This window comes from Streptomyces sp. MUSC 14, assembly GCF_001866675.1.
Taxonomy (GTDB): Bacteria; Actinomycetota; Actinomycetes; order Streptomycetales; family Streptomycetaceae; genus Streptomyces.
In genome coordinates this window covers 107,787-122,932 of sequence record NZ_MLYN01000055.1, presented here as the reverse complement: position 1 = coordinate 122,932, position 15,146 = coordinate 107,787, and the positions used below count along the sequence as shown (strand labels likewise).

Annotated in this window: 14 protein-coding genes; 7 read left to right on the top strand and 7 right to left on the bottom strand. The window is 72.3% G+C overall.

All coding sequences use genetic code 11. The annotated features are described in order from the left end of the window. Positions 1-36 precede the first annotated feature (36 nt). Both BIV25_RS32865 and BIV25_RS32860 read left to right on the top strand, forming a co-directional pair. Positions 37-747 carry a tRNA-dependent cyclodipeptide synthase gene (locus BIV25_RS32865; RefSeq protein ID WP_071376131.1) on the top strand — a complete coding sequence of 237 codons (711 nt, stop codon included), beginning with the start codon at positions 37-39 and terminating at the stop codon, positions 745-747. Further along, positions 744-1,964, top strand: coding sequence for a cytochrome P450 (locus tag BIV25_RS32860; RefSeq protein ID WP_071376130.1), 1,221 nt, complete (start codon positions 744-746; stop codon positions 1,962-1,964). The genes BIV25_RS32865 and BIV25_RS32860 overlap by 4 nt, the downstream gene beginning before the upstream one ends. Before the next feature lie 79 nt (positions 1,965-2,043). On the opposite strand, the gene BIV25_RS32855 is transcribed toward BIV25_RS32860, so the two are convergent. Both BIV25_RS32855 and BIV25_RS51515 read right to left on the bottom strand, forming a co-directional pair. Continuing rightward, positions 2,044-2,907 carry a hypothetical protein gene (locus BIV25_RS32855; RefSeq protein ID WP_071376129.1) on the bottom strand — a complete coding sequence of 288 codons (864 nt, stop codon included), beginning with the start codon at positions 2,905-2,907 and terminating at the stop codon, positions 2,044-2,046. 285 nt (positions 2,908-3,192) lie between these two features. Beyond that, positions 3,193-4,224 carry a hypothetical protein gene (locus BIV25_RS51515; RefSeq protein WP_071376128.1) on the bottom strand — a complete coding sequence of 344 codons (1,032 nt, stop codon included), beginning with the start codon at positions 4,222-4,224 and terminating at the stop codon, positions 3,193-3,195. A gap of 6 nt (positions 4,225-4,230) precedes the next feature. On the opposite strand from BIV25_RS51515, the gene BIV25_RS53415 reads away from it, so the two are divergent. Both BIV25_RS53415 and BIV25_RS32845 read left to right on the top strand, forming a co-directional pair. Then, the gene (locus BIV25_RS53415; protein ID WP_256256442.1) at positions 4,231-4,353 is read left to right on the top strand and encodes a hypothetical protein; all 123 of its coding nucleotides are present in this window, start codon (positions 4,231-4,233) and stop codon (positions 4,351-4,353) included. Between the two features lie 166 nt (positions 4,354-4,519). After that, positions 4,520-5,290 (top strand): class F sortase, encoded by a 771-nt coding sequence (locus BIV25_RS32845; protein ID WP_079177030.1) that lies wholly within the window; start codon positions 4,520-4,522, stop codon positions 5,288-5,290. A gap of 40 nt (positions 5,291-5,330) precedes the next feature. On the opposite strand, the gene BIV25_RS32840 is transcribed toward BIV25_RS32845, so the two are convergent. From BIV25_RS32840 to BIV25_RS51510, 4 genes are all read right to left on the bottom strand, one after another. After that, the gene (locus tag BIV25_RS32840) at positions 5,331-6,497 is read right to left on the bottom strand and encodes a GDSL-type esterase/lipase family protein (RefSeq protein WP_071376127.1); all 1,167 of its coding nucleotides are present in this window, start codon (positions 6,495-6,497) and stop codon (positions 5,331-5,333) included. Positions 6,498-6,533: 36 nt separating this feature from the next. Then, positions 6,534-7,103 carry a TetR/AcrR family transcriptional regulator gene (locus BIV25_RS32835; protein ID WP_071376126.1) on the bottom strand — a complete coding sequence of 190 codons (570 nt, stop codon included), beginning with the start codon at positions 7,101-7,103 and terminating at the stop codon, positions 6,534-6,536. Between the two features lie 141 nt (positions 7,104-7,244). Next, the gene (locus BIV25_RS32830) at positions 7,245-8,054 is read right to left on the bottom strand and encodes a LacI family DNA-binding transcriptional regulator (protein ID WP_256256440.1); all 810 of its coding nucleotides are present in this window, start codon (positions 8,052-8,054) and stop codon (positions 7,245-7,247) included. A gap of 384 nt (positions 8,055-8,438) precedes the next feature. After that, the gene (locus BIV25_RS51510; protein ID WP_071376125.1) at positions 8,439-8,717 is read right to left on the bottom strand and encodes a hypothetical protein; all 279 of its coding nucleotides are present in this window, start codon (positions 8,715-8,717) and stop codon (positions 8,439-8,441) included. A gap of 256 nt (positions 8,718-8,973) precedes the next feature. Here BIV25_RS51510 and proS point away from each other — a divergent pair, with 256 nt between their 5' ends. The 3 genes from proS to BIV25_RS32810 all read left to right on the top strand — a co-directional run bounded on the left by proS (position 8,974) and on the right by BIV25_RS32810 (position 13,591). Further along, positions 8,974-10,386: a proline--tRNA ligase gene (proS, locus tag BIV25_RS32820; RefSeq protein WP_071376124.1), complete on the top strand. Its 1,413-nt coding sequence runs from the start codon at positions 8,974-8,976 to the stop codon at positions 10,384-10,386. A 145-nt stretch (positions 10,387-10,531) separates the two neighbouring features. Continuing rightward, on the top strand, positions 10,532-11,485 hold the full coding sequence (locus BIV25_RS32815; protein WP_071376123.1) for a LysR family transcriptional regulator: 954 nt from the start codon (positions 10,532-10,534) through the stop codon (positions 11,483-11,485). Between the two features lie 147 nt (positions 11,486-11,632). Then, complete coding sequence (locus BIV25_RS32810) at positions 11,633-13,591, top strand: collagenase (protein ID WP_071376122.1); 1,959 nt, start codon at positions 11,633-11,635, stop codon at positions 13,589-13,591. Positions 13,592-13,676: 85 nt separating this feature from the next. On the opposite strand, the gene BIV25_RS32805 is transcribed toward BIV25_RS32810, so the two are convergent. Then, a complete protein-coding gene (locus BIV25_RS32805) occupies positions 13,677-15,122 on the bottom strand; it encodes a glyceraldehyde-3-phosphate dehydrogenase (protein ID WP_071376121.1) in 1,446 nt (481 codons plus the stop codon). Positions 15,123-15,146 lie beyond the last annotated feature (24 nt).

Here is a 15,146-nt window from a genome sequence, read left to right as displayed (position 1 = left end):
TCCGCAGGGACTAGCGCGCGGCGGAGGATTCCCTCTGTGACCACAGCATCCGTGCTGCTGGCCGACCTCTTCGAAGTCCAGCCGTACACCTCCCACTGTGAGGTCATCCTGGGCGAGGGCGCGCACGCGGTGATCGGTGTCTCCCCGGGCAACAGCTACTTCTCGGCCCGCCGCCTGCACGCCCTCGCCCGCTGGGGGCTGGACCACTTCGACCGGGTCGACTTCGTCTACACCGACCTGTACGTCGCCGAGATGTACGAGGCGTCGGGCTATCCGCCGGACGAGGCCCGGCGCAAGGCGGTGAAGAACCTGCGCGGTGTGCGCGCCAAGGTGCGGGACGCGGTGAACGGGGCGGACCCGGACGGCGCGCGGCTGGACTGGCACCCGATGTCGGAGTTCCGTACCAACCCCGCCTATCAGGAGATCCACCGGCAGCTGGCGGCGCGGCTGAGCGCCGACGGCGCTTTCCGGGCCGTCTGCGACGCCCTGGTGAATCGTTTCCTCACCGCGCGCGGCGAGGAGCCGACCGAGCGGCTGCGAGCCGTGTGCCTGGAGTACGTGTGCGCCGAGGCCCCGCTGTTCCTGGACACCCCCGCGATCCTCAAGGTGCCCTCCTCGCTCAACTGCTATCACCAACTGCTGCCGATGGCCGAGCTGTTGTACTCCCGCGGCGCCGGTCTGCGCGCCTCCCGCAACCAGGGCCACGCCGTCGTCACCCCCGTCGCCGTCGAAGGAACCGCCGCATGACCACCGCCACCGGCACCCGCGCCGGCCACCCGCCCCTGCTCGACTTCCCGTTCTCCTGGAACGGCACCCAGGTCCCCGCCGAGGTCGAGGACATACGCGCCGCCACCCCCGTACGGCGCGTGCGGACCATCGCCGGTGACGAGGCCTGGCTCGTTTCGTCGTACGAACTGTGCGCGCAGGTGCTGAAGGACGACCGGTTCTCCCTGAAGGACACCTCGGCCCCCGGAGTGCCCCGGCAGTACGCGCTCACGATCCCGCCCGAGGTCGTGAACAACATGGGCAACATCACCGGCGCCGGACTGCGCCGCGCCGTGCTGAAGGCGCTCAACCCGAAGTCGCCGGGCCTGCTGGAATGGCTGCGCGAGGAGGCGCACCGGCTGGTGGACCGGCTGCTGGCCGACAGCCCCACGGCCGACCTGCGGGGCGCGTTCTGCGAGCCGTACTCGGCGGGCATGCACTGCCGCATCCTCGGCATCCCGCAGACCGAGGCCCCGGCCTTCGCGCGCAGCCTCGACATCGCCTTCATGAACGCGCCCTGCCCGGTCACCGGTGCGCGGATCAACTGGGACCGGGACATCGCCCGGATGACGGCCCTCCTCGACGATCCGGCGACGCACGCGGCGACGGGCCTGATGGGCGAACTGGCCGCCCTGCGCGACGACCCCGACTACGCGCACCTCACCGACGAGATGCTGGCCACGGTCGGCGTCACCCTGTTCGGCGCCGGTGTCATCTCCACCTCCGGCTTTCTCACGATGGCCCTGGTCCACCTGCTCACCCACCCCATCGCCCGCGACCTCCTGCGGGAGCGCCCGGACCTGATCGGCCCCGGCGTCGAGGAACTGCTGCGGGTCAACCTCTCCATCGGCGACGCCCTGCCGCGCCTCGCCCTGGCCGACGTCCGGCTCGGCGACGTCCGTGTCCGCGCGGGCGAACTGGTCCTGGTGCTGGTCGAGGGCGCCAACCTGGATCCCGGCAAGTTCCCCGACCCGCACCGCTTCGACATCCACCGCGACAACGCCGCCGACCACCTCTCCTTCGGCGGCGGCGCCCACTACTGCCCGGCGACCGCGCTCGGCCGCGCCCACGCCCGTATCGCCCTGGAGGTCCTGCTCGCCCGCCTGCCCCGCCTCGCCCTCGCCGTCCCGCCCGGCCAACTGGTCTGGCGCACGGGCTTCATGAAACGGATCCCCGAACGCCTGCCGGTCACCTGGTAGCAGGTGCCGCCCGTCCGCCCGCGCGGAGCTTCCGCCCCGGGGGCCCGGGCGGGCGGCATTTTCATCAGCGGACGCCGGGCTACGCCTTCCGGGGCAGGCCCACCGGGTTGCCCGGCGGCAGCAGGCCCGAGGTCATGACGGCGTCGGCCAGGGGGTCCAGCAGCGCGGCGAGGCGGGCGCTGCGGTCGGGGCCGAGCGCCGTCCAGGGCCCCTCGGCGGCCGTGTCGGTGAGTGCTTCGACCTCCGTGCGCAACGCCGCACCGGCCGGGGTGAGCGACCCGCCCGCCGCGAGCAGACCCCGCTCGCGCAGCCGGGCCCCGGCCGCCTCCCAGTCCGCCCGCTCCCACTTGCGCGTCTCGCGCAGGAACTCCCCGTCCGACTCACCGTCCGCGGCCTTGAGCACCATCGCCTCGACCGGGCCGAGCCCCTGACTCACCAGCACCGCGACATGCGAGTCGCCACGGTGTTCGCGCAGCGTCGTCAGGCCCTGCCACAGCCGCGCGGCCGGGCGCCCGGGGCGCTCCAGCGCCTGGTTGGCGGCGGCCAGCACCCGGCCCGTGGTGTCCGCCGCCGCGGCGGCCTCCCACGCCAGGTCGGCCGCCTCGGCGAACTCGGCGGAGCCGACGGTGTCCGCGCCGAACAGAGCGGTCATCGCCGCGTCCAGGGCGTCCAGACGGGTGGCCAGCACCTCGGCCGGGGCCGCGTACCCCCAGGCGTCCGGCAGGGCCCGGGCGACTCGCGCGGGGTGGAAGACGTAGAAGCAACTCGTCACCACGGACGGGGACACGGCGCCGAGCGGCGCGGCGCGCAGCGCGAAGTACCCCATCCAGTAGCCCCGCAGTCCGAGTGCGTCCGCCGCCCTGTGCACCTCCGGCGCGAAGTACACGAGATCGTGCACCGGCTCGTACCGCTCCCACAGGGCCCGCGCCATCCCGTCCGCCACTGAAGCCTCCTGCCGCCTCGGCATGCTGTACCTGTCACATCTGCCTGTGGGCACCAGCCTGCGTTATGACGCTGGTCATAACAAGAGGTTCGGGAGAGTTCAGGAAAGTTCGGGAGCGGAGAAGCGCCGCGCGGTGGTGGCGCCACGCCGACGTGTTCCCCCGGACGGCCGCTCGAAGAGGGTGATCACTGGGTCAGACGGGTGGCTCGATGACTCCATTGGGCGGCTCAGATGGTGCGAGTCCTGGCCCTCGCTGACGGTGGTTCATGTCGAGGCCGGGTCCATTCAGCTGATGAGGTATCCGCTGCCTGGCCGCGACGGAAGGACATCGCTATGCGTTCTGCCCGCAGGCTTCTGGCCACGGCGGCCGTCACGGCCGCCCTCGCCTTCGCCACGCCCGGCGCCGCGCTCGCGGTCGCCCACCTGGGCGACGACGGTGGCCGCGACGACTCCTCCTACAGCCGCGACAACGGTCGCGGCGACGACCGGGGCCGTGACAGCGGCCACGACAGCGGCCGCAACAACGGCCGAGGCAACGACAACGGCCGTGACAATGACAATGATCGCGGAGGCGACCGTGGCAACGGTCGCGGACACGGCGATCTGCACGGTGGAATTCACACAGGTGGCGGAGCACTCGCCCTGGTGCGCGGTGACAGCCACGGCGGAGACCGGGACCGTGGCGGCGACGACGACCACGGCCGGGGCGGTGACGACCGCGGACGTGGCGGCGACCGCGGCGGCGACAACGAGAGGGGTCGTGGCGAGCCGCGTGGTGGCATGCACACCGGTGGTGGTGCGCTGGCCATGGTGACCGGTGACGGCCAGGGCGGGGACCGTGGCCGTGGCGGCGACGACGGTGGCGACCGCGGACGTGGCGGCAACGACCGAGGTGGCGACAGCGACCGCGGCCGTGGCGACGACCGTGGCGGCAACGACCGTGGCGGCGACAACGACCGGGGTCATGGCGACGACCGGGGCCGTGGCGAACCGCACGGTGGCATGCACACCGGCGGTGGCGCGCTCGCCATGCTGACCGCTGACGACCAGGGCGGGGACCGTGGCGGCGACGACGGTGGCGGCAGCGACCGAAGTGGCAGCGACCGAAGTGGCAGCGACCGTGGTGGCAGCGACCGTGGTGGCAGTGACCGTGGTGGCAGTGACCGTGGTGGCAGTGACCGTGGTGGCAGTGACCGTGGTGGTAGCGACCGTGGTGGCAGCGACCGAGGCGGTAGCGACCGAGGTGGCGACAGCGACCGGGGCCGGGGCGGCAACGACCGGGGTGGCGACGGCGACCGGGGTCGTGACGAGCCGCATGGCGGCATGCACACCGGTGGTGGCGCGCTCGCCGATTCGGGCGTGACCGCGGGCGGCCTGGCCGTACTCGCCCTGGGCGCGGGCGCCATGTACGTGGTGCGTCGCCGGAAGGCCGGTCAGGGGTCCTGACCCGGCGGCTCGTTTCCTGAGGCAGCGGCCGCCGCCGACGTGTCCCTCGCGTCGGCGGCCCGCCGCCCGGGGACGTCCTCCGCGTCCCCTCCATGAGCGCCGGGCCTCGGCACCGGCGCCCTTGTTCTGATCCCTGTGCTGCCGTATCCGAGCGAGGTGGTGTCCGATGGCAGCAAATCCCTCCTCCCCGTCACATACGAACGGGCGGGGTTCCGGTCGCGGTGGACGGCTGACACTGTGGTTGGTGGCGATCGTCCTCCTCTTCACCAGCGTGTTCGGCGGCCATCACAAGACCGGTGACTCCTCGCAGACTTCCCGGTCCTCCGGTGCGGGCGCCTCCTCGACCACCGACCGAGGTGGCTACTCGACCACCGACCGCGGCTCTTCCTCGACCAGCGATCGCGGTGCCTCCCCGGCCACCGGCCAGGACACCCCCGCGACCGGCGATCCGCAGCGGTCCCGTGCGCAGCAGACCGGTCCGTCACTGCCCCGGTCCGCACCGACCCGCCTGATCATCCCGAAGATCGACGTCGACGCCCCCTTCACCACCCTGTCCCTCGGTGCCGACCGCAAGCTCCAGCCGCCACCGGCCGACGACACCAATCTGGTCGGCTGGTACTCCAAGGGTGTCGCGCCCGGCGAGCGGGGTGCCGCGATCATCGCCGGGCACCTCGACACCACGACCTCCCCTGCCGTCTTCGCCAATCTCGATGATCTGGCGCCCGGTGACGAGTTCACCGTGGAGCGCGCCGACGGACAGGACGCGGACTTCGTCGTGGACGACGCCAAGACCTTCGCCAAGGACGAGTTCCCCAGCAAGCGCGTGTACGGCGAGGTGCCGCGCGCCGAGGTCCGGCTCATCACCTGCACCGGGCCGTACGACCACGCGGCGAAGGACTACACCGACAACCTGGTGGTCTTCGCCCACCTGGTGTGACAGGTCCGCCACGGGAAGCCCGTACGGCCAGACGGCGCGGTCAGGCGGTGCCGTCCCCGAAGGGGCCGCCCGTGGTGAACGCCCGCGCCGCGAAGCGCTCGCCGATCCGGCGGTGCGCGGCGGCGTCCGGGTGCAGGTCGTCGGGGAGCGGGAGTTCGCCGGAGTCGGCCTCGCCGTACAGGTCACGGCCGTCCAGGTAGTGCAGGTTCCGGTCCTCGGCCGCGCGCTCGCGCACGATCCGGTCCAGCTCCGCACGGATGACGTTCAGCGTGAGCTTGCCACTCGCCGTCTCCGCCGGGTCCCCGACGGCCCGGAACCGCAGCCGGCCCTCGCTCACGGCGGAGAAGTCCGGGGCGCTGGGACCCGGCGTGTCCTCGTGCATCGGGCACAGGATGGGCGAGACGACGAGCAGCGGCGCGTCCGGGTGGCCCTCGCGGACGGTGTCGAGGAAGCCGTGCACGGCCGGGCCGAACGCGCGCAGCCGCATCAGGTCGGCGTTCACCACGTTGATGCCGAGCTTGACGCTGATCAGGTCGGCGGGGGTGTCGCGCAGCGTGCGCGCGGTGAACGGGTCGAGCAGGGCGCTGCCGCTCAGCCCCAGGTTGATCAGCTCGACCCCGCCCAGGGCCGCGGCGAGCGCCGGCCAGGTGGTCGTGGGGCTCGCGGCGTCGGAGCCGTGGCTGATCGAACTGCCGTGGTGCAGCCACACCGCGCGGCCCCGGTCCGGCACCGGCTCGACGGACGCGTCGGCCCGCAGCGCGACGAGCTCGGTCGTCTCGTTGTGCGGCAGCCAGATCTCGACGTCCTTGACCGTGTCGGGCAGGCCCGCGAAACGGACGGTGCCGACCGGGCCCGGCCGGCGCTCGACGCTGCCGGTCGTCATGTCGATCGTGAGTGTGTTGCCGCCTTCGACCCGGCCGCTGCCGGCGAGCCGTCCGTCGACGAGCAGGTCGTACACGCCGTCCGGGCGCGGCGGCGCGCCGACGTAGATCCGCTTGGTCGCCAGGGCGTCCAGCTCGACGACGGTCGCGCGGGTGCGCAGGGCCAGCCGTACTCCGGCGGGCTGGGACTCCACCATGGCGAGCTGCGGGTCGGCGCACTGGGCGCGGGCGCGGGCGGGCAGCCGGTGCGGCAGGAGTCCGTGGGCGGTGCGTTCCACCTCCAGCGCGCCGCGCAGGAGTTCGGGGGTCAGGGGGATGGAGTGCATGGTGTCGGCCTGCGTTTCGGAGAGTAGCCGGAAAGGTCAGGGGGTGGGCCAGTTGCGCAGCAGGGCGTCGAGCGCGTCCAGGATGCGCGTCCAGGACTCCTGGGAGTCGGGGGCGCTGTGACTGAATCCGCCGCTCAGCTCCAGGCTGACGTAGCCGTGGAAGACGCTGCCGAGGAGGCGCACCGCATGCGTCTCGTCGGGTTCGGTCAGGTCGTAGCCGCGCAGGATCGCCCGGGTCATCCGGGAGTGCCGGCCGCCCGCGCTGGCCGCCGCTGCTTCGGCGTCGAGCGGGTGGCGGGTCGCGGCGTAGCGGCCGGGGTGTGCGCGGGCGTAGTCGCGGTACACGTCGGCGAAGGCGGCCAGGGCGTCCTTGCCGGCCCGGCCGGCGAGCGCCTCGGCGGCGCGGTCGGCCAGCTCCTCCAGGGCGAGCAGGGCGATTCGGGTCTTGAGGTCCTGGGAGCTCTTCAGGTGCGAGTACAGGCTCGCGACCTTGACGTCGAACCGCCGGGCCAGCGCGGACACGGTCACCTGCTCGAAACCGACCTCGTCGGCCAGCTCGGCCCCCGCACGGACCAGGCGCTCGGTGCTCAGACCCGCGCGAACCATAAGCTTTCTCCTCTGTAGCGTAATCGATTATGGACATGCCTAAATAGTTTAGGCAAATGGAAGTGTGCTGTAGCCCGGTCGGGTGGAAAGGGCACGGGTGGTCAGCGGGCGGTCGACTCGCGCAGCACCAGCGAGAAGGGCTCACGAACTCCTCCTGGTCCGCGGGCGGTCCCGCGCTGCCCGGCCGGGCGACGAGCAGGGCGACGGTCCGCTCGGCCCTCGGGTCGTGATCCGGATCCACCGTGGCCGGCGACGGGACGAGGAAGGCACCTTCGTCGACGTTGTCGTCGGCGCCGGCACGCTCTGGACCAGGGCCGGGCCGGCGGGCAGTCCGGCGGCCGCCAGTGCCTGCCGGCAGCCGGTGTGGCGCAGGCTCGACACGTCGACCTCGTCGCGCGGCGGTCCGCGCACGACGGCCACGCGGCGGCAGCCCCGCTCGACGAGATGCCGGGTGGCGGCGGCCGACGCCTCGACGCTGGGCATGGCGACATGGTCCACGGGACCGCCGAAGATCCGCTCGCCGAGGATCACCACCGGGTGGTCCACCTTCAGTGCCTCGACGTCGGCCGGGCCCATGCCGACCGTGCTGAGGACGAGCCCGTCGTAGAGCCGGTTGTGGGACAGCGGCAGCGCGGCCAGCCCGTTCTCGCGGCGGGCCGCGGTCTGCTCGACGGCCACCCGCAGCCCGTGCCGGCCGGCCGCGGTGACCACGGCCTCGGCGAGCCGGCCGTAGTACGGGCGGTTCACCTCGGGGACCGCGAGGCCGAGGGTGCCGGTGCGGCCCTTGCGGAGGTTGCGGTCGGCCATGTCGACCCGGTAGTCGAGCCGGGCCATCGCCGCGAGGACGCGCTCCCGGGTGGCGGCGCGGACGTCGGGGTGGTCGTTGACGACGTTGGAGACGGTCATCGCCGACACCCCGGCCGCCCTCGCCACGTCCTGGATCGTCGCCACGCTCACTCCCGCCCGCTGCCGCCCTCCACCCCGCTGCCCTCGGCGAGACGACAGAGGGGCGGCGCCGTGGGCGGGCACGTCGACGGTCAGGTGCCGGCCCGTCGTGCGCGACCGCCGTACGGCTCCACAGCTCCCGGACCCGGTCGCCGGGACGGGCGCCGAGCGAGCCGAACGGCACCTCGTTGCGGCAGGGCGTGTCGGCCAGGGAGAACACGGCGGCGTAGCGGGTACGGCCGTCGGGGTCGCGGGCCGTCCACAGCACCAGGTCGTTCTCCCGCAGCACCCCGCGGTTGCAGGTGCTGTGCCACAGCACGGCCAACGCCTCGTCGCTGGTGAGGAGTTCGATGGTCTCGGGCGGACTGCTCGGCAGGTCGCCGCCCGTCATCAGCGGCCAGGGCCCCAGAACCTCACTCGCCAGGGCTCCGCGCGCCCGTTCTCCCGGCGCAGCCGCACCATCGGGCTGTCGCGGGCCCGGGGCACGTACTCGACCCACGGCGCCCGGGGTTCGCACAGGGCCATGAACTCACGGGTGCCGTAGTGGTCGTTCTCCTCGACGTTCCCCCAGTGGGGGTTGGCCGTCCGGGGCCGCTTCCCGCGCGGTCCGGCGCCGTCCCGCCAGTGGTACGCGTCGGCGGGACAGCCGCCCGGCCGGCGGAGACACACCGCCCAGCTGCCCGGCGAGGTGTCCGTACAGGTGGCGGCTGATCGTGGGCCCCGCGATGCCGAGGCCGATGAGCGTGGTGACGGTCGGCACGGGCGTACTCCGATGCGGGAGGAGTCCGAGGCAGGCCGAGGCGGGTCGGGATCCTTCGCTGCGAGATCCTTCGTATCGACAAAGAGCGACAGCGCCGCCCCGGCCCGGTCAAGGGGGCGGGAAATGGTTCGCGCGGCGCCGGCCGGCCGTCCTAGCCTGCCCGGCATGGCAAAAGCACCCGTTCTCACGCCCCGGGCGGACGACTTCCCGCGCTGGTACCAGGACCTGATCACCAAGGCGGAGCTGGCCGACAACGGCCCGGTGCGCGGCACCATGGTCATCCGACCGTACGGGTACGGCCTGTGGGAGCGGATGCAGCAGGACATGGACGCCCGGATCAAGGCGACCGGCACGCAGAACGCCTACTTCCCGCTGCTCATCCCGGAGTCGTACCTGACGCGGGAGGCCGAGCACGTCGAGGGTTTCGCGCCCGAGCTGGCGGTCGTCACCCACGCGGGCGGCAAGGAGCTGGAGGAGCCCGTCGTGGTCCGCCCCACCTCCGAGACGATCGTCAACGAGTACTTCGCCAAGTGGGTGCAGAGCTACCGCGATCTGCCCCTGCTCATCAACCAGTGGGCGAACGTGGTGCGTTGGGAGCTGCGCCCCCGTCTGTTCCTGCGCACGACGGAGTTCCTGTGGCAGGAGGGCCACACCGCGCACGCCACGTACGAGGAGGCCCGGGACTTCGCGGCACGCGTCCAGAGCGAGGTCTACGGCGACTTCCTGCGCGACGTCCTCGCCATGGACTTCGTCTCCGGACGCAAGACGGCCCGGGAGCGGTTCGCCGGCGCGGTCAACACGCTCACGCTGGAGAGCATGATGGGCGACGGCAAGGCGCTCCAGATGGTCACCAGTCATGAGCTGGGCCAGAACTTCGCCAAGGCCTTCCACACGCGCTATGTGACGAAGGACGGGCGTCAGGAGCACGTCTGGCAGACCTCCTGGGGCTCCACCACCCGCATGATCGGCGCGCTGGTGATGACCCACGGCGACGACGACGGGCTGCGCGTCCCGCCCGGGCTGGCCCCGGTGCAGGCGGTGGTCCTGGCGGTGAAGGGCGACGCGGAGGTGCTGTCCGCCGTCCACGCGCTCGGCGAGCGGCTGACGGGGGCGGGCGTGCGCGTCCACGTGGACGACCGCACGGACGTGCCGTTCGGCCGGCGCGCGGTCGACTGGGAGCTGAAGGGCGTCCCCGTACGGATCGAGGTGGGCCCGCGCGACCTGGAGAACGGCACCGCGATGCTGGTCCGCCGCATCCCGGGCACCAAGGAGCCGGTCGCCGCCGCGGCGCTGCCCGCGCTGCTGCCCGGGGCGCTGGCGGACGACCAGGCGCTGCTGCTCGCGCAGTCCCGCCGGCGCCGCGTGGACCGCACGGCCGAGGTGACTACTGTGGCGGAGGCCGCCGAGGCCGCGCGGACCGGCTGGGCCCGCATCCCCTGGGCCGCGCTCGGTCCCGACGGCGAGGCCCGGCTGGCCGAGCAGGGCGTGTCGGTACGGTGCCTGGTCGCGGCGGACGGTTCGGTGCCGGGGAGCGAGGACGAGCCGGGGACCGTCGCGGTGGTGGGCCGGGCGTACTGAGGCGGCCGCTCCGTCTGTCCCCCCCACACACACATGTCGTCGTGCAACCTCGGCTGACCTGCGGCTTGTGCCCGGCGGGGCACAATGGAACGCTTCGTCCGCCGGGTGTGAGCCGGGCGGTGCGGCCGATACGAGGAGGGGCGCGATGGAGCTGGAGCTGCGGCATCTGCGGGTGCTGTGCGCGATCGCCGACGCGGGCAGTGTGGGGCGCGCGGCGGCACAGCTCGGCTACTCGCAGCCCGCCGTGAGCACCCAGCTGCGCCGCATCGAGCGCCACTTCGGCGAGCCGCTCTTCGACCGCGGCACGAGCGGCGCGCGCCCGACCTCCTACGGCGCCGAGGTGGTCGCCCAGGCCCGTGACGTGCTGGCCCGCGCCGACGCGATCGGTCACCGGCCGAGCCCCGCGCGGCCCCGCCGTACCCTGCGCGTGGCCGCGACCAACTCGCCCGTGCTGTCGGGCACGGTCTCCCGGGTCCGCACCCGGCTGCCCGGGCTGTCCCTCGCGGTGAACAGCGTCTACGCCTCCTCACGGATCGTGGAGCTGCTGGAGGAGGGTGCGGTGGACGCCGCGATAGCCGCCGACTACCCGGGCATGGAGTTGCGCCACTCGGACGCCGTGCGGCACCGCGGCATCGTCACCGAGCCGACGTTCGTCGCGCTGCCGGCCCGGCACCGGCTGCGCCAGTGCGCCCAGGTGCAGCTCGCGGACCTGGCCGAGGACGCGTGGTTCGTGACTCCGGACGACGGGGCGGGCTGGCCCGGGGTGTTCTACGACGCCTGCGCGGCGGCCGGCTTCACGCCGGTCACCGTGCACGAGTTCCTCGGCGACCAGGGCCAGCTCCAGAGCATGATCGCCGACGGACTCGGGGTGTCCCTGGTGCAGCCGACGCTGCGGCCGGGCCCGCACGTCGTGGTCAAGCCGCTCGTCGGCTCCCCCCTGTGGTGCCGCTACGTGCTCGCCTGGCGTCCCGACAGCGTCACCGACGAGGTCCTGGAGGCGCTGGCCCAGTCCGCCACGGCCGCGTACCGCGATCTCGTCGCCCAGGCACCGCACCTGCGGGCCTGGGCCTCCCGCACCTGGAGCGTCACCGGGGCGTAGCGGCACGTCAAAAGCGCCTCGCGGTGTTATGAGCGGCCGGTGCCATGTGCTATGTCACACGGCATTGTCGCTCCGCCGGCCCGCTGACACAGTGCCTCACACGCCTCAACCCCCCACCGAGGCGCACCACTTCGTGGAGGAACCTCGATGCGCAATCGCTTCGCGCTGCCCAGACGCGGGCACGGGCGTACCGTCGCACGCCTGACCGGCGTGGCCGCCGTCTGTGTCACCGTGGCCGGCCTGCTGTCCGCTCCGGCGCTGGCCGCGCCCCAGCCGCACCCCGGTACGGCCGCCGCGCCCCGCGCCCACACCTCCGTACCCTCGCCCACCGGTGCCACCACCACCGCCACCGAACGCCCGGCGAGCCGGACCCGACGACTGAGCCCGGCCCAACTCCCCCCGCATCAACCGCTGTTGAGTCATGCTCCGCGAACGACCGCCAAAGCAGCCTCCTGCACCCCGGGCGACTTCGGCAGCCGTACCGGAACCGCCCTCGTCGCCTTCGTGAAGGCCTCGACGACGGACTGCGTGAACACCCTCTTCGCGGTCACCGGCCAGGACGCGCACGCCGTCTTCCCCGAGTCCCAGATGCTCACCGTGGCGGCCGCGTTCACCCGCACGGCCGCGCAGTACCGGGGTGACAACACCGGCAGCCTGGAGCAGCTGGTGCTGTTCCTGCGTGCCGGCTACTACGTGCAGTTCAACGATCCCTCGGACACGGGCCCGTACACCTCCCGGCTCACCACCGCCGTCACCGCCGGCCTGGACACCTTCTTCGATCGCTCGCACGCGTACGACGTCACGGCGGCCAACGGCGACATCCTCGGCGAGACCGTCGTCCTCACCGACAGCGCCGACCAGCAGGGCCGTTATCTCCCGGTCTACCAGAGGCTGCTGGAGGACTACGACAGCTCGTACGCCACGGTGGACAGCATGGTCAGGGCGGTCAACGACGTCTACACCCCGCTGTGGCGCGGCAACTGGAACCCCGACTACCTCCAGGCCGTCACCGCCGACCCGTCGATCACCGACACCCTGCACGACTTCGCCCTGGACCACACCGACCTGCTCGGCACCGACCAGGCCTACCTGGACTCCAACGCCGGGATGAACCTGGCCCGTTACGTGGAGCACCCCGAACTCCAGGCCACCGTACGGCCATTGGCCAAGGACCTGCTGGACGAGTCGGGGATCACCGGCCCGACGGCCGGACTCTGGGTCGCGGTGGCCACGCAGGCCAACGCCTACGACGGCGGCGACTGCGCGTACTACGACGTCTGTGACCTGCCCGCCAAGCTCACCGCCGCCGCCCTGCCGGTCACCCACCGCTGCGACGCGGCCCACACGATCCGCGCCGAGTCGCTGACGGCGGACGACCTCGCCGCCGTGTGCGCGAGCGTGCAGAACCAGGACGCCTACTTCCGCAACCTCGTCAAGGCCGACGGCGCCATACCCGGCCAGTACGTCTCCACCATCCAGCTCGTGGTCTTCGCGAGCCGCGCCGACTACCAGACCTACGCCGGTGCCATCTACGGCGTCAGCACCGACAACGGCGGCATCACGCTGGACGGCGACCCGTCCGACCCGGCCAACCAGCCCACGTCGATCATGTACCAGAAGGACTCCGACGACGGCTTCACGGCCCGGATCTGGAACCTCAACCACGAGTACACGCACTTCCTCGACGCCCGCGACGACATGAAGGGCGACTTCACGCAGCAGACGTCCGTGCCCGACGTGTGGTGGATCGAGGGTCTCGCCGAGTACGTCTCCTACGGCTACCGGGGCGTCGCCGACGACCAGGCGATCCAGGAGGCGGCCAAGCGCACGTACACGCTGAGCACCCTCTTCGAGAACACCTACGCCAACAGCGACACGACCCGCACCTACCCCTGGGGCTATCTCGCCGTGCGCTACATGGCGGAGCGCCACCCCGACGACGTGCAGCAGATGCTCGCGCGCTTCCGCGCCGGTGACTACGCGGGCGGCTACGCCGTCTACCACGACGGCATCGGGACGCGGTACGACGCCGACTTCGGCCAGTGGCTCACGGCGTGCGCGGCGGGAGCCTGCGCCACCTCGGCGAAGGGCGGCACCGGAGCCTGAGCGCACGTGCCCTCGGCACAGCGGTGGCCGCCGACCGGGATCCCGGTCGGCGGCCACCGCTGTGCACGCGCTGTCCCGTCGGCGGTCAGACCGCCGTGGCCGGGAACGTCGGGTACTCGACGCCCGAGACGTGCTGGACGACGCGGACGACCTGGCAGGAGTAGCCGAACTCGTTGTCGTACCAGAGGTAGAGGATCGCGTTGTCGCCGTCGACCTTGAGGGCCCCGCCGTCCACGATCGAGGCGTGGCGCGAGCCGATGAAGTCGCTGGAGACCGCGTCGGGCGCCGTGGTGAAGTCGATCTGGCGGCGCAGCGGCGAGGTCAGCGAGACCTCGCGCAGGTAGTCGTGGACCTCCTCGGGGGTGGTCTCGCGGGCCAGCTGGAGGTTGAGGATCGCGATCGAGACGTCCGGCACCGGGACGCGGATCGAGCTGCCGCTGATCTTCGCCTTCAGGTCCGGCAGCGCCTTGGCGACGGCGGAGGCGGCACCGGTCTCGGTGATCACCATGTTGAGCGGCGCGGAACGGCCACGGCGCTCCGCCTTGTGGTAGTTGTCCAGCAGGTTCTGGTCGTTCGTGAACGAGTGGACGGTCTCCACGTGCCCGCGCAGCACGCCGTACTCGTCGTCCATCGCCTTCAGCGGCGGGACGATCGCGTTGGTGGTGCAGGAGGCGCAGGACAGGATCTGCTCGTCCGGCTTGATCGTGTCGTGGTTGACGCCGTGCACGATGTTCGGGACGTCGCCCTTGCCCGGCGCGGTCAGGACGACCTTGTCGATGCCGGGGCGCAGGTGTTTGGACAGGCCCTCGCGGTCGCGCCACTTGCCGGTGTTGTCGATGAGGATGGCGTCCCGGATGCCGTACTCGGTGTAGTCGACGGCCGTCGGGTCGTCGGCGTAGATCACCTTGATCGCGTTGCCGTTGGCCACGATGGTGCTGGAGGCCTCGTCCACGGTGATGGTGCCCTGGAACTGGCCGTGGATGGAGTCGCGGCGCAGCAGGGAGGCGCGCTTGACGATGTCCTCGGCGCCGCCGCCGCGCACGACGATGGCGCGCAGCATCAGACCGTTGCCGGAACCGGCCTTCTCGATCAGCAGGCGTGCGACGAGCCGGCCGATGCGGCCGAAGCCGTACAGGACGACGTCCCGTGCCTCGCGGCGCTCGATCTTGTTGCCGCCGGTGGCGCCGGCGACGGCCTCGGCGGTGAACTCGGCGACGCTCAGACCCCGGTCGTCGGCCTTGTACGTGGCGGCCAGCAGACCGAGGTCGATCTGGGCGGGGCCGAGGTCCAGCGCGGTCAGGGCCTGCAGGAACGGCATGGTCTCGGTGACCGACAGTTCCGCGCCGGCGATCTGCCGGGCGAAGCGGTGCGTCTTGAGGATGCTGACCACCGACTTGTTCACCAGGGAGCGGCTGTGCAGCAGGACGGTCACGTCCCGCTCGCGGTGCAGCTTCCCGATGAGCGGGATCATCGACTCCGCGATCTCCTCGCGGATCTTCCAGTTGGTGAACGAGTCGTCGTTGACAGTCACAACATCCATCTTTCGAGCTAGGCA